At 74.3% G+C, this 24,135-nt stretch carries 24 protein-coding genes; 15 read left to right on the top strand and 9 right to left on the bottom strand.

The genetic code is table 11. The annotated features are described in order from the left end of the window. The first annotated feature begins 25 nt into the window (after window positions 1-25). The gene (locus ACZ402_RS14130; protein WP_375823199.1) at window positions 26-1,036 is read left to right on the top strand and encodes a squalene cyclase; all 1,011 of its coding nucleotides are present in this window, start codon (window positions 26-28) and stop codon (window positions 1,034-1,036) included. On the opposite strand, the gene ACZ402_RS14135 is transcribed toward ACZ402_RS14130, so the two are convergent. The 4 genes from ACZ402_RS14135 to ACZ402_RS14150 form a co-directional block, all read right to left on the bottom strand. Then, the gene (locus ACZ402_RS14135) at window positions 1,026-2,078 is read right to left on the bottom strand and encodes an ABC transporter substrate-binding protein (protein ID WP_375823198.1); all 1,053 of its coding nucleotides are present in this window, start codon (window positions 2,076-2,078) and stop codon (window positions 1,026-1,028) included. The genes ACZ402_RS14130 and ACZ402_RS14135 overlap by 11 nt on opposite strands. A gap of 95 nt (window positions 2,079-2,173) precedes the next feature. Further along, the gene (locus ACZ402_RS14140) at window positions 2,174-2,956 is read right to left on the bottom strand and encodes an ABC transporter ATP-binding protein (RefSeq protein ID WP_375823485.1); all 783 of its coding nucleotides are present in this window, start codon (window positions 2,954-2,956) and stop codon (window positions 2,174-2,176) included. A gap of 116 nt (window positions 2,957-3,072) precedes the next feature. Then, window positions 3,073-4,179, bottom strand: a complete 1,107-nt coding sequence (gene fepG / locus ACZ402_RS14145) for an iron-enterobactin ABC transporter permease (protein ID WP_375823197.1) — start codon at window positions 4,177-4,179, stop codon at window positions 3,073-3,075. Then, window positions 4,176-5,270 carry an iron chelate uptake ABC transporter family permease subunit gene (locus ACZ402_RS14150; RefSeq protein WP_375823196.1) on the bottom strand — a complete coding sequence of 365 codons (1,095 nt, stop codon included), beginning with the start codon at window positions 5,268-5,270 and terminating at the stop codon, window positions 4,176-4,178. Before ACZ402_RS14150 ends, fepG begins: the two co-directional genes overlap by 4 nt. Before the next feature lie 230 nt (window positions 5,271-5,500). Between ACZ402_RS14150 and idi the strand changes: the two genes are divergently transcribed. Next, window positions 5,501-6,097: an isopentenyl-diphosphate Delta-isomerase gene (idi, locus tag ACZ402_RS14155; RefSeq protein WP_375823195.1), complete on the top strand. Its 597-nt coding sequence runs from the start codon at window positions 5,501-5,503 to the stop codon at window positions 6,095-6,097. 28 nt (window positions 6,098-6,125) lie between these two features. On the opposite strand, the gene ACZ402_RS14160 is transcribed toward idi, so the two are convergent. From ACZ402_RS14160 to ACZ402_RS14170, 3 genes are read right to left on the bottom strand one after another with little or no spacing between them, the layout of a single operon-like run. Then, the gene (locus ACZ402_RS14160; protein WP_375823194.1) at window positions 6,126-6,896 is read right to left on the bottom strand and encodes a hypothetical protein; all 771 of its coding nucleotides are present in this window, start codon (window positions 6,894-6,896) and stop codon (window positions 6,126-6,128) included. After that, on the bottom strand, window positions 6,893-7,708 hold the full coding sequence (locus tag ACZ402_RS14165) for a hypothetical protein (RefSeq protein WP_375823193.1): 816 nt from the start codon (window positions 7,706-7,708) through the stop codon (window positions 6,893-6,895). The genes ACZ402_RS14160 and ACZ402_RS14165 overlap by 4 nt, the downstream gene beginning before the upstream one ends. Next, window positions 7,705-8,709: a WXG100 family type VII secretion target gene (locus tag ACZ402_RS14170; RefSeq protein ID WP_375823192.1), complete on the bottom strand. Its 1,005-nt coding sequence runs from the start codon at window positions 8,707-8,709 to the stop codon at window positions 7,705-7,707. The genes ACZ402_RS14165 and ACZ402_RS14170 overlap by 4 nt, the downstream gene beginning before the upstream one ends. 186 nt (window positions 8,710-8,895) lie before the next feature. Between ACZ402_RS14170 and ACZ402_RS14175 the strand changes: the two genes are divergently transcribed. Next, complete coding sequence (locus tag ACZ402_RS14175) at window positions 8,896-9,744, top strand: class I SAM-dependent methyltransferase (RefSeq protein ID WP_375823191.1); 849 nt, start codon at window positions 8,896-8,898, stop codon at window positions 9,742-9,744. Window positions 9,745-9,813: 69 nt separating this feature from the next. Here ACZ402_RS14175 and ACZ402_RS14180 read toward each other — a convergent pair whose 3' ends face one another. Further along, window positions 9,814-10,878, bottom strand: a complete 1,065-nt coding sequence (locus ACZ402_RS14180) for a LacI family DNA-binding transcriptional regulator (RefSeq protein ID WP_375823190.1) — start codon at window positions 10,876-10,878, stop codon at window positions 9,814-9,816. A 217-nt stretch (window positions 10,879-11,095) separates the two neighbouring features. Here ACZ402_RS14180 and ACZ402_RS14185 point away from each other — a divergent pair, with 217 nt between their 5' ends. From ACZ402_RS14185 to ACZ402_RS14235, 11 genes are all read left to right on the top strand, one after another. Beyond that, a complete protein-coding gene (locus tag ACZ402_RS14185) occupies window positions 11,096-12,334 on the top strand; it encodes an amino acid ABC transporter substrate-binding protein (RefSeq protein WP_375823189.1) in 1,239 nt (412 codons plus the stop codon). A 7-nt stretch (window positions 12,335-12,341) separates the two neighbouring features. Next, a complete protein-coding gene (locus ACZ402_RS14190; protein ID WP_024841626.1) occupies window positions 12,342-13,226 on the top strand; it encodes a branched-chain amino acid ABC transporter permease in 885 nt (294 codons plus the stop codon). Then, window positions 13,210-14,442, top strand: coding sequence for a branched-chain amino acid ABC transporter permease (locus ACZ402_RS14195; RefSeq protein WP_375823188.1), 1,233 nt, complete (start codon window positions 13,210-13,212; stop codon window positions 14,440-14,442). Before ACZ402_RS14190 ends, ACZ402_RS14195 begins: the two co-directional genes overlap by 17 nt. Next, window positions 14,439-15,197 (top strand): ABC transporter ATP-binding protein, encoded by a 759-nt coding sequence (locus tag ACZ402_RS14200; RefSeq protein WP_375823187.1) that lies wholly within the window; start codon window positions 14,439-14,441, stop codon window positions 15,195-15,197. The genes ACZ402_RS14195 and ACZ402_RS14200 overlap by 4 nt, the downstream gene beginning before the upstream one ends. Next, a complete protein-coding gene (locus ACZ402_RS14205; protein WP_375823186.1) occupies window positions 15,190-15,972 on the top strand; it encodes an ABC transporter ATP-binding protein in 783 nt (260 codons plus the stop codon). The genes ACZ402_RS14200 and ACZ402_RS14205 overlap by 8 nt, the downstream gene beginning before the upstream one ends. Window positions 15,973-15,980: 8 nt before the next feature. Continuing rightward, on the top strand, window positions 15,981-17,213 hold the full coding sequence (locus ACZ402_RS14210; RefSeq protein ID WP_375823185.1) for a Gfo/Idh/MocA family protein: 1,233 nt from the start codon (window positions 15,981-15,983) through the stop codon (window positions 17,211-17,213). Continuing rightward, window positions 17,210-18,418 (top strand): dihydrodipicolinate synthase family protein, encoded by a 1,209-nt coding sequence (locus tag ACZ402_RS14215; protein ID WP_375823184.1) that lies wholly within the window; start codon window positions 17,210-17,212, stop codon window positions 18,416-18,418. Before ACZ402_RS14210 ends, ACZ402_RS14215 begins: the two co-directional genes overlap by 4 nt. Further along, on the top strand, window positions 18,415-19,455 hold the full coding sequence (locus ACZ402_RS14220) for a sugar phosphate isomerase/epimerase family protein (protein WP_375823183.1): 1,041 nt from the start codon (window positions 18,415-18,417) through the stop codon (window positions 19,453-19,455). Before ACZ402_RS14215 ends, ACZ402_RS14220 begins: the two co-directional genes overlap by 4 nt. A 93-nt stretch (window positions 19,456-19,548) precedes the next feature. Then, a complete protein-coding gene (locus ACZ402_RS14225; RefSeq protein ID WP_375823182.1) occupies window positions 19,549-19,860 on the top strand; it encodes a hypothetical protein in 312 nt (103 codons plus the stop codon). 127 nt (window positions 19,861-19,987) lie between these two features. After that, the gene (locus ACZ402_RS14230) at window positions 19,988-20,953 is read left to right on the top strand and encodes a WXG100 family type VII secretion target (RefSeq protein ID WP_375823181.1); all 966 of its coding nucleotides are present in this window, start codon (window positions 19,988-19,990) and stop codon (window positions 20,951-20,953) included. Window positions 20,954-21,008: 55 nt separating this feature from the next. After that, window positions 21,009-21,650 (top strand): hypothetical protein, encoded by a 642-nt coding sequence (locus ACZ402_RS14235; RefSeq protein ID WP_375823180.1) that lies wholly within the window; start codon window positions 21,009-21,011, stop codon window positions 21,648-21,650. Between the two features lie 10 nt (window positions 21,651-21,660). On the opposite strand, the gene ACZ402_RS14240 is transcribed toward ACZ402_RS14235, so the two are convergent. Next, window positions 21,661-22,167, bottom strand: a complete 507-nt coding sequence (locus tag ACZ402_RS14240) for a winged helix-turn-helix transcriptional regulator (protein ID WP_375823179.1) — start codon at window positions 22,165-22,167, stop codon at window positions 21,661-21,663. 118 nt (window positions 22,168-22,285) lie between these two features. On the opposite strand from ACZ402_RS14240, the gene ACZ402_RS14245 reads away from it, so the two are divergent. Beyond that, window positions 22,286-23,794: an MFS transporter gene (locus tag ACZ402_RS14245; protein WP_375823178.1), complete on the top strand. Its 1,509-nt coding sequence runs from the start codon at window positions 22,286-22,288 to the stop codon at window positions 23,792-23,794. Window positions 23,795-24,135: the final 341 nt, after the last annotated feature.

Below are 24,135 nucleotides of genomic sequence, written 5' to 3' on the forward strand. Positions count from 1 at the left end.
GCGCGCCCGGGCGTAGCGTGACGGCATGGCCGCCGCCACTCCCGGAGGGCCGCCCGAGGACGGGCTGGTCGACTGGTTGCTCGACGCCGACCCGGCGCTGCGGTGGCGGGTCGAGCGCGACGTCGTGCACGCGCCTCCCGAGGTCTGGGAGGCGACGCGGGCGCGCGTCGCGACCGAGGGCTTCGGCGCGCGCCTGCTCGCGCTGCAGGACCCCGACGGGCAGTGGGCGGGCGGCGCGTACTTCCCCGCGGACGCGGGAGCGGTGGACGCCGGCGGAGCACCCGAGGAGGGCCAGCCCTGGACGGCGACGACGTGGTCGCTCGTCGCGCTGCGCGAGTGGGGGCTCGACCCGGGCGTGCTGCGCGCGCGCCGCACGCCCGAGCTGCTCGCGGCGCACAGCCGGTGGGAGTACGACGACCTGCCCTACTGGGGCGGCGAGGTCGACTGGTGCATCAACGGGTACACGCTCGCGGCCGGCGCCTGGCTCGGGGTCGACGTCTCCGAGCTGCTCGCCGCCGTGCTCGCCGGCCGGCTGCCCGACGGCGGGTGGAACTGCGACTGGGTCGAGGGCGCCACCGTCTCCTCGTTCCACTCGACCCTCAACGCGCTCAAGGGGCTGCTCGCCTATCAGGAGCTCGCCGGCGGCGGCGAGGAGCTGCGTGCGGCGCGCCGGTCGGGCGAGGAGTACCTGCTGCGCCGCGGCCTGTTCCGCCGACTGAGCACGGGCGAGCCCGTCGGGGACTGGGTGTTCCGCCTCGCGTACCCGTTCCGTTGGTACTACAGCGTGCTCAACGCGCTGGTCTACCTGCGCGAGGCGTCGCTGCTCGACGGGACGCCCCCCGACCCGCGCGCGGCGGACGCCGTCGAGCACGTCCGCCGCGCCCGGCGCCCGGACGGCACCTGGCTCCAGGGCCGGCGCCACCCGGGCCGGGTGTGGTTCGAGGTCGACTCCCCCGCGGGCGAGCCGTCGCGCTGGCTCACCTACCACGCGACCGTCGTCCTCGACTGGTGGGACGGCGCGGACGTCAGGACGTAGGCACGCCCGACACGACCTCCGCGCCGTCGAGCACCGCGATCAGCTCGTCGAACCACTCGACGTAGCTCGCGTAGGTGAACGGCCGCTTGTCGTCCCACCCGACGACCTGGCCCGCCTGCACCGCGGGCAGCCCCGCGTAGACCGGGTTCGCGGCCATGGCCTCGTCGGAGCCCGTGTAGCTCAGCACGACGTCGGCCGGGTGGTCCGGCACGCGCTCCCAGCTCAGCTCGGCCCAGCCCTCCTGGTCCTGCGGCCCGCCGATCGTGAAGCCCAGCTCCTCGAGCAGCGCGAGCTGGCCCAGGTTCTTCTGCCCGACCCACAGCTGCTCGGCGCCGTTGAGCGGCAGGATCGTCAGCGGCTTCTCCGCCGCGATGCCGCGCAGCGTGTCGAGCCGCTCGTCGAACGCCGCCTTCGCCTCCGTGACCTCCGGCGAGCCGACGTCGCCGCCGAGCGCCTCCGCGAGCGACGCGTAGTCCTCGATCACCTCGACCACCGGGCGGCCCGAGAACCTCATGCCGACGAACGGGGCGACCGCCGTCGCCTCCTCCGTGACCGTGTCGTCCCACCAGGTCCAGGCCGTGCCGTCCTCGTTGCCGAACCCGATCACGAGGTCGGGCTCGAGCGCGAGCAGCTTCTCCAGGTTGAGCTCGGCGTCGGCGCCGACGACCTCCATCTCGTCGACCTGCGCGGTGCCGATCGACAGCGCGCCGGCGTCGGAGAAGCCGTAGCCGAACACCCCGGCGGGCCGCACGCCGTAGTCCCACAGCGCCGCGGCGGTGTAGCCGTCGACGACGAGGCTGTCCGGCGCCTCGTCGAGCGTGTACGTCGTGCCGTAGCCCGAGGACGTCCAGGACCAGCCGTCCGCGGCCGCGTCGTCGGCCGCGTCGTCGGTCCCGGGCTCGGTGCCGGCCGAGCACGCGGCGAGCGTGACCGCGAGCCCGACGGCGAGCGCGCCCGCGGCGAGGGAGCGCACCGGGCGCCGGTGCAGGGTCGGGCGGGCTGCCGTGGGCAGGGTGGACGAGGGACGGGTGGTGCGGGTCATGCGTTGCTCCTCGGACGAGGCGGTGCGGGCGAGCGCAGGACGGTGGGGGGCCGGTCGGGCGGGTGGGTCGACCGGCGGGGAACGGGGCCACGCGGTCAGGCGCGGCGGGGACGACCCTCGGGCACGACGAGCGGGGTGCCCGTCACGGGGTCGGCGATGATGCGGCACGGCAGGCCGAACACGTCCTCGACGAGGTCGGCCGTCACGACGTCGGCCGGTGCGCCCTCGGCGACGACCGCGCCGTCCTTCATGGCGATGAGGTGCGTCGCGTAGCGGCACGCGTGGTTGAGGTCGTGCAGCACCGCCACGAGCGTGTGCCCGCGGTCGCGGTTGAGGTCGGCGCACAGCTCCAGCAGCTCGATCTGGTGCGCGATGTCGAGGAACGTCGTCGGCTCGTCGAGCAGGAGGAGGGGGGTCTCCTGCGCGAGGACCATGGCGACCCACACGCGCTGGCGCTGCCCGCCGGAGAGCTCGTCGACGAGGCGGCCCGAGAGCTCGGTCGTCCCGGTCGCGGCGAGCGCCCCGACCACCGCGGCCTCGTCCTCGCGCGACCACTGCCGCAGCAGCTTCTGGTGCGGGTAGCGCCCGCGCGCGACGAGGTCGGCGACGGTGATGCCCTCGGGCGCGATCGACGTCTGCGGCAGGAGGCCGAGGCGGCGAGCGACCTCCTTCGCGGGGATCGACGAGATCGACCGGCCGTCGAGCACGACCTGGCCCCGCGACGGCTTGAGCAGGCGCGACAGCGCGCGCAGCAGCGTCGACTTGCCGCACGCGTTCGGCCCGACGATCACCGTGAACGACCCGTCGGGGATGCTCACGTCGAGGTCGGAGGAGATGACGCGGTCGTCGTAGCCGACAGTGATCCCCTCGGCGTGCAGGCGGTCCGCGGGCGGGACGCGGTCGGCGCGCGCGCCGGTCGGCGCGTCGGCGACGCGCGGGGCGGCCGCGAGGTTCGTGAGAGCCACCGGGGTCGTTCCGGTCTGCGGGTTCGTGGTCACTTGCGGGCCTCGCGCACGAGGAGCCAGACGAGGTAGGCGCCGCCGACGCTCACGGTGACGACGCCGACGGGGAGCTGGGTGGGAGCGAACGCGCGCTGGGCGACGAGGTCGCTCGCCGCGAGCAGGACGGCGCCCATGACGGCGGCGGGGAGGATCCGCACGCCCGCGGCGCCCGTGAGGCGGCGCGCGAGCTGCGGTGCGGCGAGCGCGACGAACGCGATGGGCCCGGCCGCCGCGGTCACGAGGGCCGTGAGCGCGACGCCGACGATCACGAGGGCGAGGCGGACCCGCTCGCTGCGCAGGCCGAGGGCGGCCGCGGCGTCGTCCCCGAGCTCCAGCAGCCCCATGCGCGGCGCGAGCCACAGGAGCGGGAGCGCGAGAAGTGCCGCGAGCACGCACGCGGGGACCGCCTGTGCCCAGGTCATGCCGTTGAGCGACCCGGCGCCCCACACGGCGGCCGCCATCGCGGTCTCGAGGTCCGCCTTGATGATGAGCCACTGGTTGACGGACGCGAGCATCGCGGACACGGCGATGCCGACGATGATGAGCCGGAAGCCCTGGACCCCGCGCCGGTAGGCCAGGAGGTACACGACGCCCGCGGTGACGACGCCGCCGACGAGCGCGCCCGCCGCGACGCCGACGTACCCGCCGCCGAGCAGCATGATGACGACGAGCGCGCCCGTGTAGGCGCCGGTGTTGAACCCGATGACGTCCGGGCTGCCCAGCGGGTTGCGCGTGAGCGACTGGAAGATCGCGCCGCTCGCGCCGAGCGCCGCACCGAGCACGAGCGCCATGAGCGCGCGCGGCAGGCGCCACTCGACGACGACCATGTGCACCGGGCCGTCGGCCGCGCCCACGAGCGCCTGGAGGACCTGCGGCACCGTGAGCGGGTAGTCGCCGGTGGTCAGCGCGACGACGCCGATCGCGAGCGCGACGAGCAGCAGCACCCCGCACACCCCGAGCGTGCGCAGGTCGAGCCGCAGGCTCGCGCGGCCGCCGAGCCCGCGCACGACGCGCGTGGGGCGACCGAAGTCGACGCGGTGCGCGCCGCCGTCGGGCAGGGAGGGGTCCACGGGCGCGTCGTCCCGGACCGGGGCGCTCACAGCCCGCTCGCCTTCGAGCGGCGCACGAGCGCGATGAGGACGGGGGCGCCGACGAACGCGGTGACGATCCCGACCTGCAGCTCGCCGGGCATGACGACGACCCGGCCGACGACGTCGGACACGAGCAGCAGGACGGGCGCGAGCACGGCCGAGTACGGCAGGATCCAGCGCTGGTCGGGGCCGACCGTCCAGCGCGCGACGTGCGGCACCATGAGCCCGACGAACGCGATCGGCCCGGCGGCCGCCGTCGCGGCGCCGCACAGCAGCATCACCGCGATGCCGACCAGGATGCGGGTGCGCCCGACGTGCGCGCCGAGCGAGCTCGCGAGGTCGTCGCCGAGCGCGATGGTGTTGAGCGGGCGCGCGACGACGAGCGCGATGACCAGCCCGACCACGACGAACGGCGCGATCGTGCCTGCCATCTCCATGGTGCGGCCCGCGAGGGAGCCGGCGCCCCAGAAGCGCATGCGGTCGAACGCCGCGGGGTCGAGCAGCGTGATGCCCTGCGAGATGCCGCCGAGCACGGCGCCCAGCGCGACGCCCGCGAGCGTGAGGCGCACGGGCGTCGCTCCCCCGTGCCCCTGCGACCCGATGGCATAGACCGCGACGGTCGCGACGACCGCCCCGGCGAACGCGAACCAGATGAAGGACTGGATGTCCGTGAACCCGAGGAACGCGACCGCGAGCACGACGGCGAACGCCGCGCCGGCGTTGACGCCGAGGATGCCCGGGTCGGCCAGCGGGTTGCGCGTCATGGCCTGGATGAGCCCGCCCGCGACCCCGAGCGCGGCGCCGACCAGGAGGCCGACGATCGTGCGCGGCAGCCGCAGGTCGCGGATGATCACGTGGTCGCCCGAGCCGTCGTACCCGGTGAGCGCGTCCCAGACGGTGCCGAGAGGGACCGGCTTGGAGCCGACGACGAGGCTGAGCACGATCGCGAGCACGAGGACCACGACGGCGACGAGGAGCCCGAGGCTGCGGCCCGCGTTGGTGCGTGCGACCCCGGCCGGGCGGTCGTCGCGTCCCGTCGCGGTCCGGGGGCTCCCGGCGGGGAGGCCGGCCGGTGCGTCGGCGGTCGCGGGCGAGGTCATGGTGCTCGGATCTGCTCGGGGGCGTGGGCCCGGTCGGAGGTGGCCTAGTGAGGTTACCCTCACCTTAATTCATGCCGGGGTGGGCTCGGCAAGACCGTGCGGCCGGTGGCGTGGGTGACACCCCTCACGACCGGACCGCGCTCGGAGCCCGCTCCGGGCGTCGTCGCCGGGCGCCAGGAGTTCCTGACAGCGGTTCCCCCTCCCGGAGGGCCGTGTGCGAGAGTGGCCGCATGACCCCGCACGTCCCCGTCGCCGCCGACCACGTCGTCACCGTCGACGACCAGGGTCGCCGGACCGGTACCTTCGACCGCGCCGCCGTCCACACGACCGAGACGCCCCTCCACCTCGCCTTCTCCTGCTACGTGCTCGACGACGCGGGCCGCCTGCTGCTCACGCGGCGCGCGCTCGGGAAGCGCACGTGGCCGGGCGTGTGGACCAACTCCTTCTGCGGGCACCCGCGCTGGACCGAGACCACCGAGGAGTCGATCGTCCGCCACGGGCGGCACGAGCTCGACCTCGAGATCACGGGCCTCGAGGTCGCGGTGCCGGGCTTCCGCTACCGCGCCGTCGACGCCTCCGGCGTCGTGGAGAACGAGATCTGCCCCGTCTACGCGGCGAGCGCGGCGGGCACGGTCGAGCCGAACCCCGACGAGGTCATGGAGACCGCCTGGGCGGACCCGCGCGACGTCGCGCGCGCGGTCGCCGCGACCCCGTGGGTCTTCAGCCCGTGGATGGTGCTCCAGGTCGCCGCTCTCGGCGCCGCGAGCACCCAGGGCGACGGCCCGACGGCGCGTCTCGCCGCGGCGTTCGGGCCCACCTCGGCCTGACGCCGGCGGCGACCCGCCCGCGAGACGCTCAGCGTGTCGGCTGCGGGTGCCGCGCCCGGGCGCTGCGCAGATGTTCCGGGACCGCGAGACGGTCCGCGCCCTGCGGCGAGACCTGCACGGGCTGCGCGGGCAGGGCGAGCGCTTCGACCTGCTCCGCGCCGGGCACCCCGGCCGCGCGTGCGGCGTCGCCCAGCGCGCGGACGACCAGCTCCTGGCGACGCGGGTCGCGGGCCGAGAAGACCCAGAGGTCGACGGCGGTCGCGGTCGCGAGGTCGACGTGCAGCCCCCGCGCGTGCGCCTGGCGGAGCTGGGTCGGCGCGACCCCGACGAAGGTCACGGCGCGGCGCGACCAGAGCACGGTGCGCGACGCCGTCGACACGCCGCGGTCGGTGAGCAGCAGGCCGAGCGTGCGCGGGCTCGCGACGGCCGCGCGCACCGTCCGGACGTCGAGGGCCGCGAAGGGCACCGCGACCGGGCGCAGGAACGGGGCGAACGAGCCGACGAGGATCCCGTGGTCGAGCACGACCAGCTTCTCGGAGCCGAGGAACCAGAGGATCACCGCGGCGATCGCCGCGAAGGACGGCAGGAGGTAGCCGATCGCGGCGGGCCCCGCGTTCCCCACGAGCGCCGGCCCGACGGAGAACACGAGCACCACGACCACCGTCACCGCCCACGCCGGGGCGTTCGGCGTCGCCGCCGACACGTGCCGGACCGTGCCGAGGCCCGACCGCGCGGCGTGGTGCCGGACCTTGCGCGTCGCGCGCGCGCCGGTCGTGGGCGCCGCCGTCGGCCCGCTCATCGACCGAGCAGCTCGAGCGGGAGCCGGCGGACCGTGGCTGCCCCGACCTCGGACAGCGTGAGCGAGGTCGGCGCGCCGTCGGCCCCGTGCTCGCCGCCCCGGACCGTGTACACGCCGTCAGGGGTCGCGTAGACGCTCACCTGCTCCAGGACGTCGGATCCCGCGTGCACCGCGCCGAGCGTCGTCACGGCCAGCGCCCCGGCGAGCTCGGGCAGGCTCGGCGCCTGCGCAGCGAAGTCGTCGGGCGTGAACGTCTGGGAGCGACCGTCGATCAGGGCCTGGGAGCCCGGGTCGACGAAGACCGCGAGCCGGCCCGCGAGCTCGGACAGCGGGTAGACGCTGAACGCGTGGTGGCCGCTCGGGGCCACCTCCTCCTCGAGCACGCGGTCGTCCTCGTGGAGGTAGACGTACACCCAGTGCCGGCCGACCGACGTCGTGCGCTCGACGGACAGGATCGCGTGCGCCGTGCGGCGCAGGACCAGCGGACCCGTGATCTCCGGGACGGCCTCGATGCCGACGGCCGGCCGGCCGTCCACGGGCTCGGCCGCGGCCGCGTCCTCGCTCGGCACGACCATGCCGCGCGCGAGGAGCGAGCGGAGCGCGACGCGGCCCACGAGCCCGCGGTCCGCGCCCTCCTGCTCGTCGAGCCACGGCACCGCCACGAGCTGGGGGTTCTGCAGCCCGTCGAGGATGACGATCTCCTCGTCGGTGAGCGTCACGACGTGCGTGACCTCGCCCGGGGTCGCTCGCTCCAGCGCGCGCTCGGCCGCGGCGATGTCCGACGCGGACCACCGCATGGTCTGCTGGGTCACGAGAAGAGCCCTCCGACGAAGTCACCGGCGGCGGAGAGCCCGTCGCCGATCGCGTCCCCGACGTCCGACGCGACGTCCCCGATCGTATCGACCGCGTCGCCGGCGAAGTCGGTCACGGTGTTCCACCCGTCGGCGAGGTACGGGCCGGGGTTGGTGGCGAACCCCGAGATCGCGTCCCAGTTGTCGACGACGAGGTTCCCCAGCGCCCAGGCGCCCGCGACGACGCCCGCGCCCACCACGATCCCGATGCCCACGGGGTTGGTGAGCATGCCCGCCATCATGAGCATCGTCCCCGCGCCGCCCACGACCGACAGGCCGCCCATGACGCGGTCGACGCCGCCCCGCACGCCGTCGTACTCGGTGTTGAACATCTGGTCGAAGCCGCCGATGACGCCGAACAGGCCGCCGACGCCGCCCGCGAGCCGGCCCGCCGTCCCGAGCCCGCCCAGGAGCCCCATCGCGTCGTCGAGGACCATGCCGCGCGCGAAGACCGACGCGCTCGCGGCGGCGTCGGACAGGTCGGCGAGGCGGCTGGCCTGCAGGAACGCGGTGAGGGACTGCCCGACCTTCCAGGCCTTCAGCCCGTCGAGGACGAACATCGTCGACTCCCCGAGGGTCTCGCCGACGTCCCAGATCGACCCGGCGAGCGTGGTCCCGCCGCCGAGCGGCCCGCCGCCGGGGCCCGTGGGCACGCCCGGGCCGGGCACGCCGGGGGACGGGATCGCGCCGCCCTCGGTGCTCGTCAGGTACTGCTCGTCGGCGTTGCGCAGCACCGCCTGCGACGCCTCGGCCAGCGTCTGGCTCACCCCGCGCAGGAGCGCCACCGAGGACCCGGTCCACTCGCCCCGGAACTGGTCGGCGTCGCCGCCCTGCCACCGACCGGCGGCCTCCACGAGGCCGCTGACCTCGGACGTCGTGCTCACGAGCTGGTCGGAGGCGGAGCGCAGCGACTGCGCCAGCCTCCTCAGCTCGGTGACGTCGGCGCCCCACATCCCGCTCACGTCGTCTGGTCCCCTCGTCGATCGGTGTCCCCGCCGCGCCCCGATCTGTCACGGAACGTACGAAACGGGCATCGGGAGGCTACCGCGCGCACCCGCCCCGCGGCGACGGGGAGAGCTCCCCCTCGGTGCGCGACGGGCCCGGCGCGCATGTTCGGCGACGGCGCCCGCACGGGTGACAATCGACGCATGCCTGCCGCGGTCCCCGACACCCCCGCCACCTCCGACCGGGCGGCCGACGTGCCCGTCCCCGCCCGGGACGCCTCGTTCGAGGAGCACGTGGCGTGGGCCCGCGCCGTGCCCGTGGTCGGGTTCGACCTCTCCCCCCTGGCGGACCGCGTCGTCGAGGACGCGCTGCCGTGGGACTACGCCGCGCTCGCACGCGAGCTGGTCGGCAGCGGGCGCGGCCCGGTGCTCGACCTCGGGACCGGTGGCGGCGAGCTGCTGTCCACGCTGGGCCCGCTGCCCGCCGGGTCGGCGGCGACCGAGGGCTGGGCGCCCAACCTGCCCGTGGCCCGACGCCGGCTCGAGCCGCTGGGCGTCGACGTGCGGCCGGTCGAGGGCGACGACGAGCAGCTCCTGCCGTTCTTCGACGGCCAGTTCGCGGTCGTGCTGGACCGGCACGAGGAGTTCGACCCCGACGAGGTGCTGCGCGTGCTCGAGCCGGGCGGGGTGTTCCTCACCCAGCAGGTCGACTCGCGCGACGGCCTGCGCCTCAACACCGCGCTCGGCACCGAGCTCCCGTGGGACCCGGACTCCGTGACGCTCGCCGCCGCGGTGGAGGTGCTGCGGGACGCGGGGTTCGTCGTCGACGTCGCGCGCGAGCACGAGGGCCTGCGCCGGTTCCGCGACCTGTCCTCGGTGCTCTGGTACCTCAAGCTCATGGCGTGGCAGGTGCCCGACCTGGCGTCGCTCGCGCCCGAGGCGGTCGCCCGGTACGAGGCGCCGCTGCGCGCCCTGCACCTGCACCTGGCCGCGGGCCACGAGTTCGTCGACGAGGCCCCGCGCTTCCTCGTCGTGGCCCGCAAACCCTTCTGACGCCCCCACCCCACCCCATCGCTGTGGGCATGAAATGGGCCCGGTTCTGCGGCGAGAACCGGGCCCATTTCATGCCCACAGCGGGCCGGGGCGCGGTGGGGCCGTCGAGTCGCGGACCACGAGCTCGTGGTCGGTGCGGCGGCGGCGCGGGCGGGCCGACGGCGGCCGGAGCGCGAGCTCGAACGCCGTCGCTCCCATCTCGCTCATCGGGAGGCGCACCGTGGTCAGCGCGGGCGCGAGGTCCTGCGCGACCTGGATGTCGTCGAACCCCGTGACGGACATGTCGCGCGGCACGACGACGCCGCGCTCGCGCAGCAGCGACAGCACGCCCGTGGCCATGGCGTCGTTGAGCGCGAGGATCGCGGTCGTGTCGGGGCGCTGGGCGAGGATGCGCTGCGTGGCGTCCCGCCCGCCCTCGCGCGTGAACGGCGCGTGCACCACGAACAGGTCGTCGGGGTCGAGGCCCTGGGCCGCGACCGCGCTCCGGATGCCGGCCATGCGGTCCGCGACGGTCGTGAGCCGCTCGGGCCCGGCCGCGACGGCGAGGCGCCGGTGGCCCAGGCCGAGGGCGTGGTCGGTGAGGCTCGCTGCGGCGGCCTCGCTGTCCGGGAGCACGGCGTCGCTGTGCAGGTGGTGGCGCCCGATGACGACGACCCGCCCCCCGGACTCCTGGAACGCCTCGAGCTCGCGCGCGGCGTCGGCCTCCATCGCGGGCTCGACGTACCCGGACCCGGCGACGAGGATCGCGCCGACGCGGTGCGCGCGCATGAGCCGGATCTGCGTGACCTCGGCGCTGGGCTCGCGCTCGGTGTGGCTGATCTGGACGCTCCAGCCGTGCTCGGTCGCGACGCGCACGACGCCGCTCGCGATCTCGGAGAAGTACGGGTCGCCGATCTCGTAGACGAGCAGGCCGGCGACCGACGTCGTGCCTCCCGCGAGCGTGCGCGCGTGCGGGTTGGCGATGTAGCCCATCTCCGTCGCGACCTCGCGGACGTGCTCCGCGAGCACCTCCGAGACGCCGTCGCTGCCCGACAGCGCGCGCGACGCGGTCGCGAGCGAGACGCCCGCCCGCTCGGCGACGTCGACCAGCCGCAGCGCGCTGCGACCCTTCGTGGTCCGACCTTCTCGACGCACCCCTGCTCCGCTCGTCCGTGCGTCGCCCGGTCGGCGGCCCGAGGGCCCTCCCCGACGTGACGCTTGCCACATCCGCTGTCCGCACCGTACTCTAGCGGAAGCGCTTACGAAAGCGCTTTCGCAATGACGCAGTCTCGTACGCAGCAGTACGGCCCCAGGTCTTCACTACGACGAAGTAGGGAGAGTCACGTCCATGCATTCTCGGTCGACTCCACGGATGTCCACCCGCCCCCGCTCACGCCGCGCGCTCGCCCTCGCGGCCGGCGTGTCCGCGACGGCGCTCGTCCTCACGGCGTGCTCCGGCGGGTCCGACGGCGAGGGCGGAGGCGGCGGGTCCGACGACCCGATCGTCATCGGCATCTCGCTCCCGCTCACCGGCGACTTCTCCGAGCCCGGCAAGGGCGTCCAGCGCGGCTACGAGGCCTGGGCGCAGTTCGTCAACGAGGACGGGGGCCTCCTCGGGCGGCAGGTCGAGCTCAAGATCCTCGACGACCAGTCCAACGCGGACCGCGTCGTGCAGGACTACGAGGCGCTCATCGCCCAGGACGAGGTCGACCTCGTGTTCGGGCCGTTCTCCACGCGCCTCGTCGTCCCGAGCGCCCGCGTCGCCGAGGAGTACGGGATGCTCTTCGTCGAGCCGGCCGGCGCCGCCGCGGAGGTGTTCGAGCAGGGCTTCGAGAACCTGTTCTACGCCGCGCCCGCCGTCGCCGACGACCACTACAACTACCTCGCGGACCACATCCTCGACATGCCCGAGGGCGAGCGCCCGCAGACGGTCGCGGTGGCGTCGATGGACGACCCGTTCGCCCAGGGCACCGCCTACGGCCTGCGCGACAAGCTCGCCGACGCCGGGCTCGACATCGTCGTCGACGAGGTCTACCCGCCCAACACGACCGACTTCTCCTCCATCGCCGCGAAGATCAGCGACTCCGGCGCCGACATGGTCATCGGCGGCACGCAGTACCAGGACGCGGTGAACCTCATCGTCGCGCTCCAGCAGCTCAACTACCAGCCCACGCTCGCGGCGTTCTCCACGGCGCCGACCAACCCCGAGTTCTCGGCGGCGATCGGCGCCAAGACCGAGGGCATCCTCTCGCCCACCGGCTACACCGAGACCGCGAGCTGGCCGTCCAACGTCGACTTCGTCGAGCGGTACACGGAGCTGCACGGCAACCCGCCCGGCGAGGACGAGGCCAACGCGTACACGACCGGCCAGGTCGTCGCCGCCGCGGTCGAGGCCGTCGGGTGCGCCGAGCAGGGCGAGTGCCAGCAGGAGCTCGTCTCGTGGCTGCGCAGCAACGAGGTCGACACCGTCGTCGGGCCGTTGACCTGGGACGAGACGGGCAAGCCGCAGGGCGCCCACCTCATCCAGCAGTACGTGGACGGCGAGATCCAGATCGTCCTGCCGCAGGACGCCAAGGAAGCCGACTTCGTCTTCCCCAAGCCGGCCTGGTGATCACCTCGTGACAGGAACGCTCCTCTTCCAGAGCCTCGTGCTCGGCGTGCTGCTGGGAGGGCTCTACGCCCTCCTGGCAGCGGGCCTCACCCTGTACTTCGGCGTGATGCGCGTCGTGATGATCGCCCACTCGGCGTTCCTCATCCTCGCCGCGTACCTCGCCTGGTTCTTCAACCAGCAGACCGGCATGGACCCGCTGCTGTCGCTCGTCATCACGGTGCCGCTGTTCTTCCTCGTCGGCGTGGGCATGCAGCGGCTGCTCATCACGCGCCTGCGGCCCGCGACGCTCACCATGATGTCCGTCCTCCTGACGTTCGCCGTCGCGCTCTTCATCGAGGGCATGATCGGCTTCGTCTGGAGCGGCACCCAGCGGCGCATCCAGCTCCCGTACTCGGGCGCGAGCATCGAGTTCTTCGGGGCGCGGATCGCCGTCGTGAAGCTCGTGGCGTTCGGCCTCGCCGCGCTCTCCCTCGCGCTGCTGTACCTGCTCATGAAGCACAGCCGGTTCGGCCAGGCGCTGCGCGCGACGATCCAGCACCGCGAGGCCGCGCAGCTCGTCGGCATCAAGACCGACCGCGTCGCGGGCTACGGCTTCGGCCTCGGCCTCGCGACCGCCGCGATCGGCGGGACCGCGCTGTCGCTCGACGCGACGATCTACCCGTCGCTGCACTGGCACTGGATCGGCCCGCTCATGGCGATCATCGTCGTCGGCGGCCTCGGGTCCATCCCGGGCGCCGCGATCGCAGCCATGGTGCTCGGCATCGGCCAGAGCCTGCTCCAGGTGCCGCTCGGCACCACGTGGGCGCAGACCATCTTCTACGTCGCGCTGTTCGCGACGCTGATGCTGCGGCCCCAGGGATTCTTCGGAGGTCGCCTTGCCCAACGCTTCTGACACCCGTCCCGCGAGCCGCTCGGCCGGCCGCGCCGGGGGTGCCGCCGGCGCGGTGCCCGACGGCGCGGGCCCGGGCGCCGCTCCCGCCGCACCTCCCGCACGCCGCCCCTGGGGCCGCGTCGTCCGCCTGGCCGCGCTCGTCGTCCTCGCCGTGCTCGTCCTGGCCTTCCCCACGATGGCGCCCAACGCGTACATCCTCTCGGCCGGCATCGTCGTCCTCAGCTACGCGTGCACCGCGACCGCCTGGAACTTCATGGGCGGCTTCACGGGGTACGTCTCGCTCGGGCACGCCGCGTTCTTCGGCCTCGGTGCCTACGCGACCGGGCTCCTGATCCGCGACCTCGGGCTCCCGAGCTTCGTCGCCTGGCTCGTCGGCGGGGCGGTCGTGCTGCTCGTGACGATCCCCGTGGGCATCGCGGCGCTCCGCGTGCGCGGCGCGTCGTTCGTCATCGTCTCGATCGCGTTCGTGCTGATCCTGCTGCTCGTCTTCCAGGCGTGGGGCACGTTCACCGGCGGCTCCGACGGCCTCGTCGTGCCGCGCCCGTTCCCGGACCTGCTGCGGCCCGAGCACCACCGCACGTTCTTCTACCTGTTCGCGGCGCTGCTCGCGGTCATGCTCGTCGCGTGGTGGGCGATCGACCGCTCGCGCTTCGGCACCGGCCTCAAGGCGGTCCGCGAGGACGAGGACAAGGCCCAGGCCCTCGGCGTCCCGACGCGCAACTACAAGCTCGTCGCGTACGTCGTCTCGGCGACCTTCACCGGCCTCGCGGGCGGCATGTACGCCCTGTGGTTCGGCGACCTCGACCCGATCTTCCAGTTCTCCATCATGCTCGGCGCCTACATGGTGCTCATGGCGCTGCTCGGCGGCGTCCGGCACCTGTTCGGCCCGCTCCTGGGCGCCGTCATCGTCGGCTCCGGCCTGGAGTACTTCAAGCTCGAGTTCGGCGACACCCAGTTCCACCTCGTCGCCACCGCCCTGCTGCTCGGCGTCGTCGTCCTCTTCATGCCCGACGGGATCATCCCCGCGGCCCAGTCGCTCGTGAAGCGGTTCGGCCCGCAGGACTCCTCGATCCGCGAGATGACGGCGGCCGAGCTCCTCGAGCGCAACCGCGCCGCGGCCGGCGAGCCGGCCGCCGGGCCCGCGACCGCCGTCGTGCAGGAGCCACGCGAGGGCGAGCCGACCGCCGCGGGCACGGGAGAGGACGAGGACCGATGACGACGACCACCACGCACCAGACCACCCGCAACCTCGAGACCGTCGGCCTCACCAAGTCGTTCGGCGGCGTCCACGCCGTCCGCGACGCGACGGTCACGTTCCAGCACGGCAAGATCAACGCGCTCATCGGCCCGAACGGCTCGGGCAAGACGACGTTCTTCAACTGCGTGACGGGCATGATCAAGCCGGACTCCGGCACGGTCACGTTCCGCGGCGAGGACATCACGCGGCGCGCGCCGCACAAGATCGCGCGCGCCGGGATCGGGCGCAGCTTCCAGCTCTGCCGCGTGTTCCCGCGCATGACCGTCCTCGAGAACATGCTCGTCGCGGTCCGGCGCACGCGGGTGCGCGAGCTGCTCGCCGGGGCGCGCAACCCGGAGGAGATCGACAAGGCGCGCGCGCTGCTCGTGCGCGTCGGCATCGACCACCTGGAGAACGTCGAGGCGCGCAACCTGTCCTACGGGCAGCAGAAGCTTCTCGAGCTCGCGGGCGTTCTCATGGGCGACCCGGACACGATCATGCTCGACGAGCCCGCGGGCGGCGTGAACCCGGCGCTCATCGGCCGCATCGGGACGCTCGTGCAGGAGCTCAACGCCGAGGGCAAGACGTTCCTCGTCGTCGAGCACAACATGGACATGGTCATGAGCCTGTCCCACCACGTCATCGTGTTCGACCGGGGCCGGCCCATCGCGGAGGGGACCCCCGCCGTCGTGCAAGCCGACCCGCGAGTCCTGGAGGCCTACCTTGGTGTCTGACCCGACCCCCGGAGCGGGGGCGAAGCAGGAGTACCTCCTCGAGCTGGACGACGTCCAGGCCGGGTACGGCCGCGCGGCGATGGTGCTGCGCGGGCTGACCATCAAGGTCCCGGCGGCGACCGTCGTGTGCCTCGTCGGGCCCAACGGCGCGGGCAAGTCGACGGTGCTCAAGGTCGCGAGCGGGCTGCTCAAGCCGCGCTCCGGCCGCATCCTCGTCGGCGGGCGCGACGTCACCGGCCAGGGGCCGCAGGAGATGCTGCAGTCCGGCCTGGCGCACGTGCTCCAGGGGCACAGCGTGTTCCGCGAGATGACGGTCGCGGAGAACGTGCTGCTCGGCGCGTACACGCTCCGCGACAAGCAGAAGATCGCGGAACGGGTCGCGTTCGTGCAGAACCTGTTCCCCATCGTGGGCGAGCGGTGGAAGCAGCTCGCCGGACTGCTGTCCGGCGGGCAGCAGAAGCAGGTCGAGTTCGCGCGCTCGCTCATGGTGAGCCCCGAGGTCGTGCTGCTCGACGAGCCGTCGATGGGCCTCGACCCCAAGACGACGTCGACCGTGTTCGAGCAGGTCGTGCGCATGCGCGACGCGGGGGTCGCGGTGCTGCTCGTCGAGCAGAACGCGCGCCGCGCGCTCGAGACCGCCGACATCGGGTGCGTGCTCGACCTCGGGCGCGTCCACATCACCGGCCCCGCACCCGAGCTCCTCGCCGACCCCCAGCTCTCCGAGCTCTACCTCGGCGGCCGGCCCGCCGAGCGCTCGCTCTCGCAGAACGGATGACCGCCCGCATGACCAGCCAGACCCCGGACGCTCCCGCGCCCGACCGACCGAGCACCCGCACCGTGCGCATCGTCATGAACGGCGTGACGGGCCGCATGGGCTACCGCCAGCACCTCGTCCGCTCGATCCTCGCGATCCGGGACGACGGCGGCGTCGAGCTCGACGACGGCACGCGCCTCCAGGTGGAGCCCGTGCTCGTGGGCCGCAACCGCGCCAAGCTCGCCGAGCTCGCCGCGCGCCACGGCGTCGCCGAGTACACGACCGACCTCGACGCGGCCCTCGCGGACGACACCGCCACGATCTACTTCGACGCGCAGGTCACGTCGGAGCGGACCAAGGCGATCCTCAAGGCGCTCGGGGCCGGCAAGCACGTGTACACGGAGAAGCCGATCGCGGAGTCGGTCGCCGAGGGCGTGGAGCTCGCCGAGGCGGCGCGCGCGGCCGGGGTGATCCACGGCGTCGTGCACGACAAGCTGTACCTGCCGGGACTGCTCAAGCTCAAGCGCCTGATCGACGGCGGGTTCTTCGGCCGCATCCTGTCCGTCCGCGGCGAGTTCGGGTACTGGGTGTTCGAGGGCGACTGGCAGCCCGCGCAGCGCCCGAGCTGGAACTACCGCGCCGAGGACGGCGGCGGGATGGTCCTCGACATGTTCTGCCACTGGAACTACGTGCTGGAGAACCTGTTCGGGCCGGTCGAGGCCGTCATGGCGAAGGCCGTGACCCACATCCCCGAGCGCTGGGACGAGCGCGGCAAGCCCTACGCCGCGACGGCCGACGACGCCGCGTACGGGATCTTCGAGCTCGCCGGGGCGGACGGCCCGATCCTCGCGCAGGTGAACTCGTCGTGGGCGGTGCGCGTGGACCGGGGCGAGCTCGTCGAGTTCCAGGTCGACGGGACGCACGGGTCCGCGGTCGCGGGCCTGTTCGGGTGCCGCATCCAGCCGCGCGCCCGCACGCCCAAGCCCGTGTGGAACCCGGACCTGCCGACCGACCAGGACTTCCGCGCGCAGTGGGAGCAGATCCCGGACAACCAGGAGTTCGTCAACGGGTTCCGCGCGCAGTGGGAGGAGTTCCTGCGCGACGTCGACGCGGGACGGCCCCACCCCTACGACTTCGACGCCGGCGTGCGCGGCCTGCGCCTCGTGGACGCCGGGTACACGTCGTCGCGCGAGGGGCGTCGGGTGGAGCTGGGCGCCGCGTCCGGGACCCCCGGCGGCGCGGCGTCCGGGGTGGGGGCGTGAGCGCGTCGGGCGGGGTGCGGATCCCGCTGCCCGACGGCGGCACGCGGCTCGTCGAGCTGCGCGCGCCCCGGGAGTGGGCGGACCACCCCGACCCGTACGCCTCGCGCGTCGCGTTCGCGGCGGCGCACGTCGTCGCGGACCCGCGGGGCGAGAACGTGCCCGGCGCGCCGGCGGTCGTGGACTGGGACTCGACCCTCGCGTTCCGGCGGCACCTGTTCCGGTACGGGCTCGGGGTGGCCGAGGCGATGGACACCGCGCAGCGGAACATGGGGCTCGACTGGCCCGCGGTCCAGGAGCTCGTGTCGCGCAGCGCCGCCCAGGCCCGTGAGCTGGGCGCGCGCATCGCGTCCGGCGCGGGGACGGACCACCGGTCGCCCGACGAGCTGCGGACGGTGGACGACGTGATCGGTGCGTACGCCGAGCAGGTCGAGTTCGTCGAGGGCACGGGGTCGCAGGTCATCCTCATGGCGTCGCGGCATCTCGCGCGCGTCGCGACGTCGGCCGACGACTACCTGCGCGTGTACGACGCGATCCTGTCCCAGGTGCGCGAGCCGGTCGTCCTGCACTGGCTCGGCGAGGCGTTCGACCCGAACCTGCGCGGCTACTGGGGGTCCGGGGACGTCGACACCGCGACCGCGACGTTCGTCGACCTCGTCCGGGCGCACGCCGCGAAGGTCGACGGGGTCAAGGTGTCGCTGCTCTCGGCGGCGCACGAGGTGGGTCTGCGCGCCGTACTTCCCGACGGCGTCCGGTTGTACACCGGCGACGACTTCCACTACCCGGAGCTGATCCGGGGCGACGGTGAGCGGCACTCCGACGCGCTGCTCGGCGCGTTCGCGGCCGTCGCGCCCGCCGCCTCGGCCGCGCTGACGGCGCTCGACGACGGAGACCTCGACCGCTACGACGCCGAGATGGCGCCGACGCTCGCGCTCTCGCGGCACGTGTTCGAGGCGCCGACGTACTACTACAAGACCGGCATCGCGTTCCTCGCGTGGCTCGCGGGCCACCAGCCCGGCTTCACGATGGTCGGCGGGCTGCAGTCCGCCCGGAGCGTCGTGCACCTCGCGCGCGCCTTCGAGCTCGCGAACGAGGCACGCCTCCTGCCGGACCCGGACCTCGCCGCACATCGCCTCGGTCTCGTGCTCGCGGCGGCGGGCATCGAGGAAGGCACCACTGCCCGTGCCGCCGCGGAGGCGGTCGCATGAGCACCGAGATCTCGGAGTTTCCGTCCTCCGGCTCCCGGACTCCCGCCGACCAGGCGATCCCGGCGGCCGAGCAGGCGGTCTCGGCTCGTCCTGGTGCCGGGACGGACCAGGATGGCCCGTTCGGCGGGGAGAGGGGTGCCGTGGACGTGCCGAGCGGGGTGGCCGCGCGGGTGGCGACACCGGGGGTCGGCGATCCTCGGCTTGCGCGGCTCTCCCTGAACCAGCGGACGACGGCGCGGTGGTCGCTGCGCGAGGCGATCGACGGCTGCGTCGCCGCGGGGCTCCCGGCGGTCGGGGTGTGGCGCGAGCCGGTCGCCGACGTCGGGCTCGACACCGCCGTGCGGTGGGTGCGCGACGCCGGGCTGCGGGTGTCGTCCGTGTGCCGCGGCGGCTTCTTCACCGCGAGCGACCCGGACGCGCGCGCCGCCGCGCACGCGAGCAACCTCGCCGCGATCGCGGAGACGGCGGCCCTCGGCGCGCCGACGCTCGTCCTCGTCCCGGGCGGGCTGCCCGACGGGGACCGCGACCTGATCGGTGCACGGGCGCGCGCGGCGGACGCGATCGCCGCGCTCGTCCCGGCGGCGCGCGACGCGGGCGTCACGCTCGGGATCGAGCCCATGAACCCGATCTTCGCGGCGGACCGCGGCGTCGTCTCGACGCTCGAGCAGGCCCTGGACCTCGCCGAGCCGTTCGCGCCCGCGGAGGTGGGCGTCGTCGTCGACACGTACCACCTGTGGTGGGAGCCCAAGGTCCACGAGCAGATCGCGCGGGCGGGTGCCGCGGGACGGATCGTCAGCTACCAGGTGTGCGACTGGATCACCCCGCTCCCGGCGGACACGCTCCTGGGCCGCGGCATGATGGGCGACGGCCACGTGGACTTCGCCGCGTTCACGCGCTCGGTCGCCGCGGCGGGCTACGTGGGCGACGTCGAGGTCGAGATCTTCCACGCCGACGTCTGGGCCGCCCCCGGCGCCGACGTCGTGGCGACGCTCGCCCGCCGGTACGTCGAGCTCGTCGAGCCCCACCTCGTGCGCTGAGGGTCGCCGGCCGACGGGCCGGGGCGAGACCGCCTCGGTCGGTCGGTCGGCGCCGGGTAGGGTGCCCGGAGGCCCGAGCACGGAGGTGGACGGATGGACGGGGCGCCGCGGACGCGGTTCGTGGGCGACACGAAGCAGGCGCGCACGTACGCGTGGTTCCTGACCTTCGCCGCCGTCGTCCCTCCCGCCGTCGTCGCGGTCTTCGTGCTGGGCTGGTACCGCGCCCAGGTGTACGGCTGGACGGAGAGCTTCCGCAGCTACCACGCGGGCGACCCGTTCCCCTGGGGCTGGGTGGCCGTCGGCGTGCTGGCCTGCGTGTTCCTCGGCCGGTTCGCCGTCCGGCAGTGGCGCCGGTACCGCGCGCTCGTGGCCGACGACCGCCGCCGCGGCGTGCGCCCGTCCTGACGGGCATGGGGACCGCTCACCATCGACCTCGCCCGCTCCGCCTCCGTACCCTGTCGGCGGCGCCGGCACGGCGTGGCCGACCGGGGAGCGTGCGGGGGGTGCGGGTGAGAGCGCAGAGGGGCGAGGAATGAGCAGCGGGATGTACGGGGCCGACGTCGAGGCGCTGCGCTCGCTCGCGGGCCGCGTGGCGGACGGCGCGCAGGCCCTGGAGCTGGCCGCGGCGGCGATCGAGACGGCCGTGGGCCGAGCGGGCTGGGAGGGCTCCGACGCCGTCGAGTTCCGCACCGCGTGGACGTCGACCCTGCGGCCGAGCCTGACGGGCACCGCCGCGCTGCTCACGGACGCCGCCGACCTCCTGCGCGGCAACGCCGAGCAGCAGGACGCGACGAGCCGCGACGGTGGCGCGGGCGGGCCGGGCGGGCCGGGCGGCCCGGGTGGCCCGGGTGGCCCGGGCGGCCCCGGTGGGCCCGGCGGACCGGGTTCTCCGGGTGGGCCAGGCGACCCGGTGACCCAGGGTGGCGACGGCGGTCCGCCGGACTGGCTGGTCCCGCCGTCGTGGCTCACGACGGACATGACCCAGGGCGGCGTGCTCAACTGGGCCGCGTCCCAGGGAGTCGACGCCTGGGCCGCGATGAACAAGCTCGACGACCCGCTCAACGTGGCGGGGCTCGCGGACCACCTCGCGTCCGCCGGCAAGGTGCTCAAGGGCGCCGGGTTCCTGTTCGACGGCTACTCGGTGTACAGCGGCTCGGTGCAGGCGTGGGAGGGCTTCGCGGAGGGCGACGGGTTCAAGGGGACGGACGGCGTCATCACCGCGGGGCTCGGCGCCGCCGGCATCGGCGCGGCGATCTTCCTCGCGAGCAACCCGGTCGGTTGGGCGATCGCGGGTGCGGGAGCCGTGTGGGGCGTCGCGACCCTGCTCTCCGGCGACGTCCCCGTGACGAAGCGCATCGCCGACGGCGCGGGCTGGCTGTGGGATCGTGGGGGCGACCTCGCCGACGGTGCCGCCGACCTCGCCGGCGACGTGTGGGACGCGGGCGGGGACTTCGTCGACGGGGCGACCGAGACGCTGAAGAAGGTATGGCCGTGGTGACCGCGGCGCACGCGCCGGACCGGGGCCATGGTCCGCACGAGGAGAGGGACGACCGATGACCACGCAGACCGAGGCGGCGAACCGTCCGGACGACGGGCTCATCGAGCTCACGGGGCCGGAGCTGCTCGTGCTCCTGTCGCTCAACGAGGGACCTGCCGCCACGAGGACGCGCGAGAACCTGCGCCTCCCCGACGTGCCCGCCGACTCCGCCCTCCTCGCGGCGGGGCTCAGCTCGCTCGTCGTGCGACGGCTCGCACGTGTCGAGGGCGAGGTGCTCGCACCCGTCGGCAACGTCGTCCCGCTCACGCGCGTCCTCACGACCGCGACCGAGTGGGTGGAGGCGGCGGCGATCGCGGACGAGCGCACCAACGCCGCGCTGCTCGTCGGCGCGCAGGGCGGTGCGGTCGTGCTCGAGCCGCGCCCGTTCGGCATCTGGCACGTGCGCCCGCTCCAGATGGGCGACCCTCTGCCCGACGCCGCGTCGCGCTTCGTCCGGGCCGCCTTCGCGCAGCTCCCGGGCCGGCCGTTCGGAGGGAGCGTCAAGGTCGTCGACGGGTCCGGGGCCCGCACGGCAGCCGTCCGTGTCGAGGCCGACGGGACGTGGGAGATGACGAGCGGTCCGGCGGGCGACGAGCCCGCACCGTCCCCCATCACGCCCGACCCGACGTTCGGCGTGCTCGCGACCGCGGTCGCGTGACCTGCGGCCCTCAGAGGTCCTGGAGCGACGCCTCGCGCTCGTCGTAGGCGCTGCGCGCGGCGGCGATGCGCTCCTGGTGCGCCTCGGTCCACACGACGAGCGCCTTCGTCGTCGCGTGGAGCGACCGGCCCATCTCGGTGAGGGCGTAGTCGACGCGCGGGGGGACGGTCGGGTAGACCGTGCGCTCGACGATGCCGTCCCGCTCGAGCTGGCGCAGCGTGCGCGACAGCATGCGCTGGCTGATGCCGTCGATCTCGCGCTTGAGCTCGGTGAACCGCATGACGCGCCGGTCGAGCAGCGCGATGGCGAGCAGCGACCACTTGTCCGCGATGCGGTCGAGGATCTGCCGCACCTCGCAGTCCTCGCGCGCGTCCCACTGCCAGACCTCGACGTCGCTCTCCCACTTTGCCGGTGGGCAGCCGTGACGGTCCTCGGGGGTCGGGACGTCGTCGGGCGCGCCCGCGCGAGCAGCCTCGTGCCCGTCCGCGGTCCGTCCGCGCGCCGCCACGGTATCCACGGTGATACCTGGTGAGTCGAATGTGCCGTCTTCCATGCCTCCTGATCCTGGCCCACGATGGGCTCGGTATCAAGAGGTAACCGAGTACCGAGCGGTACTCAGGAGGAAGGGGACGGTCATGACCGACGGGACGACGAGCCGCAGCCGCGAGAGCGCGCGGGCGGCCGCACGCTTCACCCTCCGGGACTGGGGGCTGCTCCTCGTGCTGTGCGGGGCGATCTTCCTGGAGGGCAGCGACATCGCGATGCTGTCCGTCGCGCTCCCCGGGATCCGCGCCGACCTGGGGCTCGCGACCAGCGAGCTGGGCGGGGTCGTGACGGCGTACGTCGTCGGGTACGGCGGGTTCATGCTCCTCGGCGGGCGCGCGGCCGACCTCTACGGCCGCCGCCGGATGTTCGTCCTGTGGCTGCTCGTCTTCCTCGTCTTCTCGGGGCTCGGCGGGTTCGCGACCGACGCCTGGATGCTCCTCCTCTCGCGCTTCGTCACGGGGGTGGCGGCCGGGTTCCTCACGCCGGCCGGGATGTCCCTCATCACGACGTCGTTCGCCGAGGGGCCGCGCCGCAACCGCGCGCTGGTCGTGTACGGCGCCGCGGGGGCCGCGGGATTCTCGCTCGGGCTCGTCGTGGGCGGGCTCCTGGCCGCGATCCACTGGCGGTGGGTCTTCTTCGCCCCGGTGCTGCTCGCCGTCGTGCTCCTCGCGCTGGCGCTCGTCACCGTCCCGCGCGACACGACGGGCCGCGTCCGCGGCGCGCTCGACGTCCTCGGCGCCGTCCTGGCGACGAGCGCCATGGTCCTGCTCGCCGTCGGCATCGTGCGCCTCGAGCACCCGGGCGAGGGGCTGGCGTGGACGGTCGCCGCGCTCGGGGGCGGTGCGGTGCTTCTCGCGGCGTTCGTCGCACGCCAGCGCCGGGCCCCGCACCCGCTCCTCCCGCTGCGGCTCTTCCGGTCGACCGAGCTCGTGCGGGCGAACGTGACGGCCGTGCTCTTCGCGGGCGGGTTCTACGGGTTCCAGGTGCTCCTCACGCTCTACCTGCAGGAGCTGCGGGGCTGGACGCCGCTGCAGACCGGGCTCGCGATGCTCCTCATGGCGATCGACGTCGTCCTCGCGCCCGTGCTCACGCCGCGCCTCGTGGAGCGCTTCGGGGTGCCGCGCGTGATCGTCGGCGGTCTCGTCGCCGGGACGCTCGCGGCGGCGTGGTTCCTCGCGTCGGGGCTCGACTGGACGTACGCCGTGATGGTCCCGTCGATGGCGCTCGTCGGGGTCGCGTTCGCGCTGGTCTACGGGCCGATCGCCATCGCGGCGACCACGGGCGTGACCGACGCGGAGCAGGGCGTGGCCGGCGGCGTCCTCAACACGTCGTTCCAGCTCGGCGCGGCGATCGGCATCTCCGCGGCGACGGCGGTCAGCGTCCTCGCCCTCGGCGACGCGACGGGGCCGGAGGCAGGCCTCGCCGCCTTCCACACCGCGCTGTGGGTACCGGTCGCGGCGTTCGCCCTCGCGGCGGTCGCGATGGGAGCGCCGCGCCGCCGTCGGGCCGTCGTCGAGCCGGCCGGTCCCGCCGCCGCCGCGACCCCGGTCGCCGAGGCCGCCCTCCCGGAGCCCGCCCCGGCGCCGGCCACCCGCTGAGCGCAGGAGACAGTCGCGTCCGGACGTGCCGGACGCGACTGTTTTCATGTACTCAGCGCGGGGCGCGGGCAGCAAGAAGCCCGCGGGCTGGAGGGTTCCTCCTGTCGTGCTGGACGAGGGCACGACGCCCGCGGGCTCCGGTGGTTGCGTGGTACTCGCTCGCCGTCGGGCGCCTCCCCTCGGGGGACCCCGCCCGGTTCACGGGCTCACCGCATCCGGTCCGTTGCTGGATCGGTTGCGCGACGACTAGGCCCTGTCCTGCGAATGTTCTTGGCATGTGTCCGGTAATGTCCGGGTTGTGGGTGTGGGGCGTGGTGAGCTGACTGACACGGCGTGGGCGC

The organism is Cellulosimicrobium sp. NPDC030954 (assembly GCF_055571305.1).

Coding starts and splice junctions, on each gene's coding strand:
- ACZ402_RS14130 (WP_375823199.1), top strand. CDS start 26: ATGGCCGCCGCCACTCCCGGAGGGCCGCCCGAGGACGGGCTGGTCGAC.
- ACZ402_RS14135 (WP_375823198.1), bottom strand. CDS start 2,078: ATGACCCGCACCACCCGTCCCTCGTCCACCCTGCCCACGGCAGCCCGC.
- ACZ402_RS14150 (WP_375823196.1), bottom strand. CDS start 5,270: ATGACCTCGCCCGCGACCGCCGACGCACCGGCCGGCCTCCCCGCCGGG.
- idi (WP_375823195.1), top strand. CDS start 5,501: ATGACCCCGCACGTCCCCGTCGCCGCCGACCACGTCGTCACCGTCGAC.
- ACZ402_RS14160 (WP_375823194.1), bottom strand. CDS start 6,896: ATGAGCGGGCCGACGGCGGCGCCCACGACCGGCGCGCGCGCGACGCGC.
- ACZ402_RS14175 (WP_375823191.1), top strand. CDS start 8,896: ATGCCTGCCGCGGTCCCCGACACCCCCGCCACCTCCGACCGGGCGGCC.
- ACZ402_RS14185 (WP_375823189.1), top strand. CDS start 11,096: ATGTCCACCCGCCCCCGCTCACGCCGCGCGCTCGCCCTCGCGGCCGGC.
- ACZ402_RS14200 (WP_375823187.1), top strand. CDS start 14,439: ATGACGACGACCACCACGCACCAGACCACCCGCAACCTCGAGACCGTC.
- ACZ402_RS14210 (WP_375823185.1), top strand. CDS start 15,981: ATGACCAGCCAGACCCCGGACGCTCCCGCGCCCGACCGACCGAGCACC.
- ACZ402_RS14220 (WP_375823183.1), top strand. CDS start 18,415: ATGAGCACCGAGATCTCGGAGTTTCCGTCCTCCGGCTCCCGGACTCCC.
- ACZ402_RS14225 (WP_375823182.1), top strand. CDS start 19,549: ATGGACGGGGCGCCGCGGACGCGGTTCGTGGGCGACACGAAGCAGGCG.
- ACZ402_RS14230 (WP_375823181.1), top strand. CDS start 19,988: ATGAGCAGCGGGATGTACGGGGCCGACGTCGAGGCGCTGCGCTCGCTC.
- ACZ402_RS14235 (WP_375823180.1), top strand. CDS start 21,009: ATGACCACGCAGACCGAGGCGGCGAACCGTCCGGACGACGGGCTCATC.
- ACZ402_RS14245 (WP_375823178.1), top strand. CDS start 22,286: ATGACCGACGGGACGACGAGCCGCAGCCGCGAGAGCGCGCGGGCGGCC.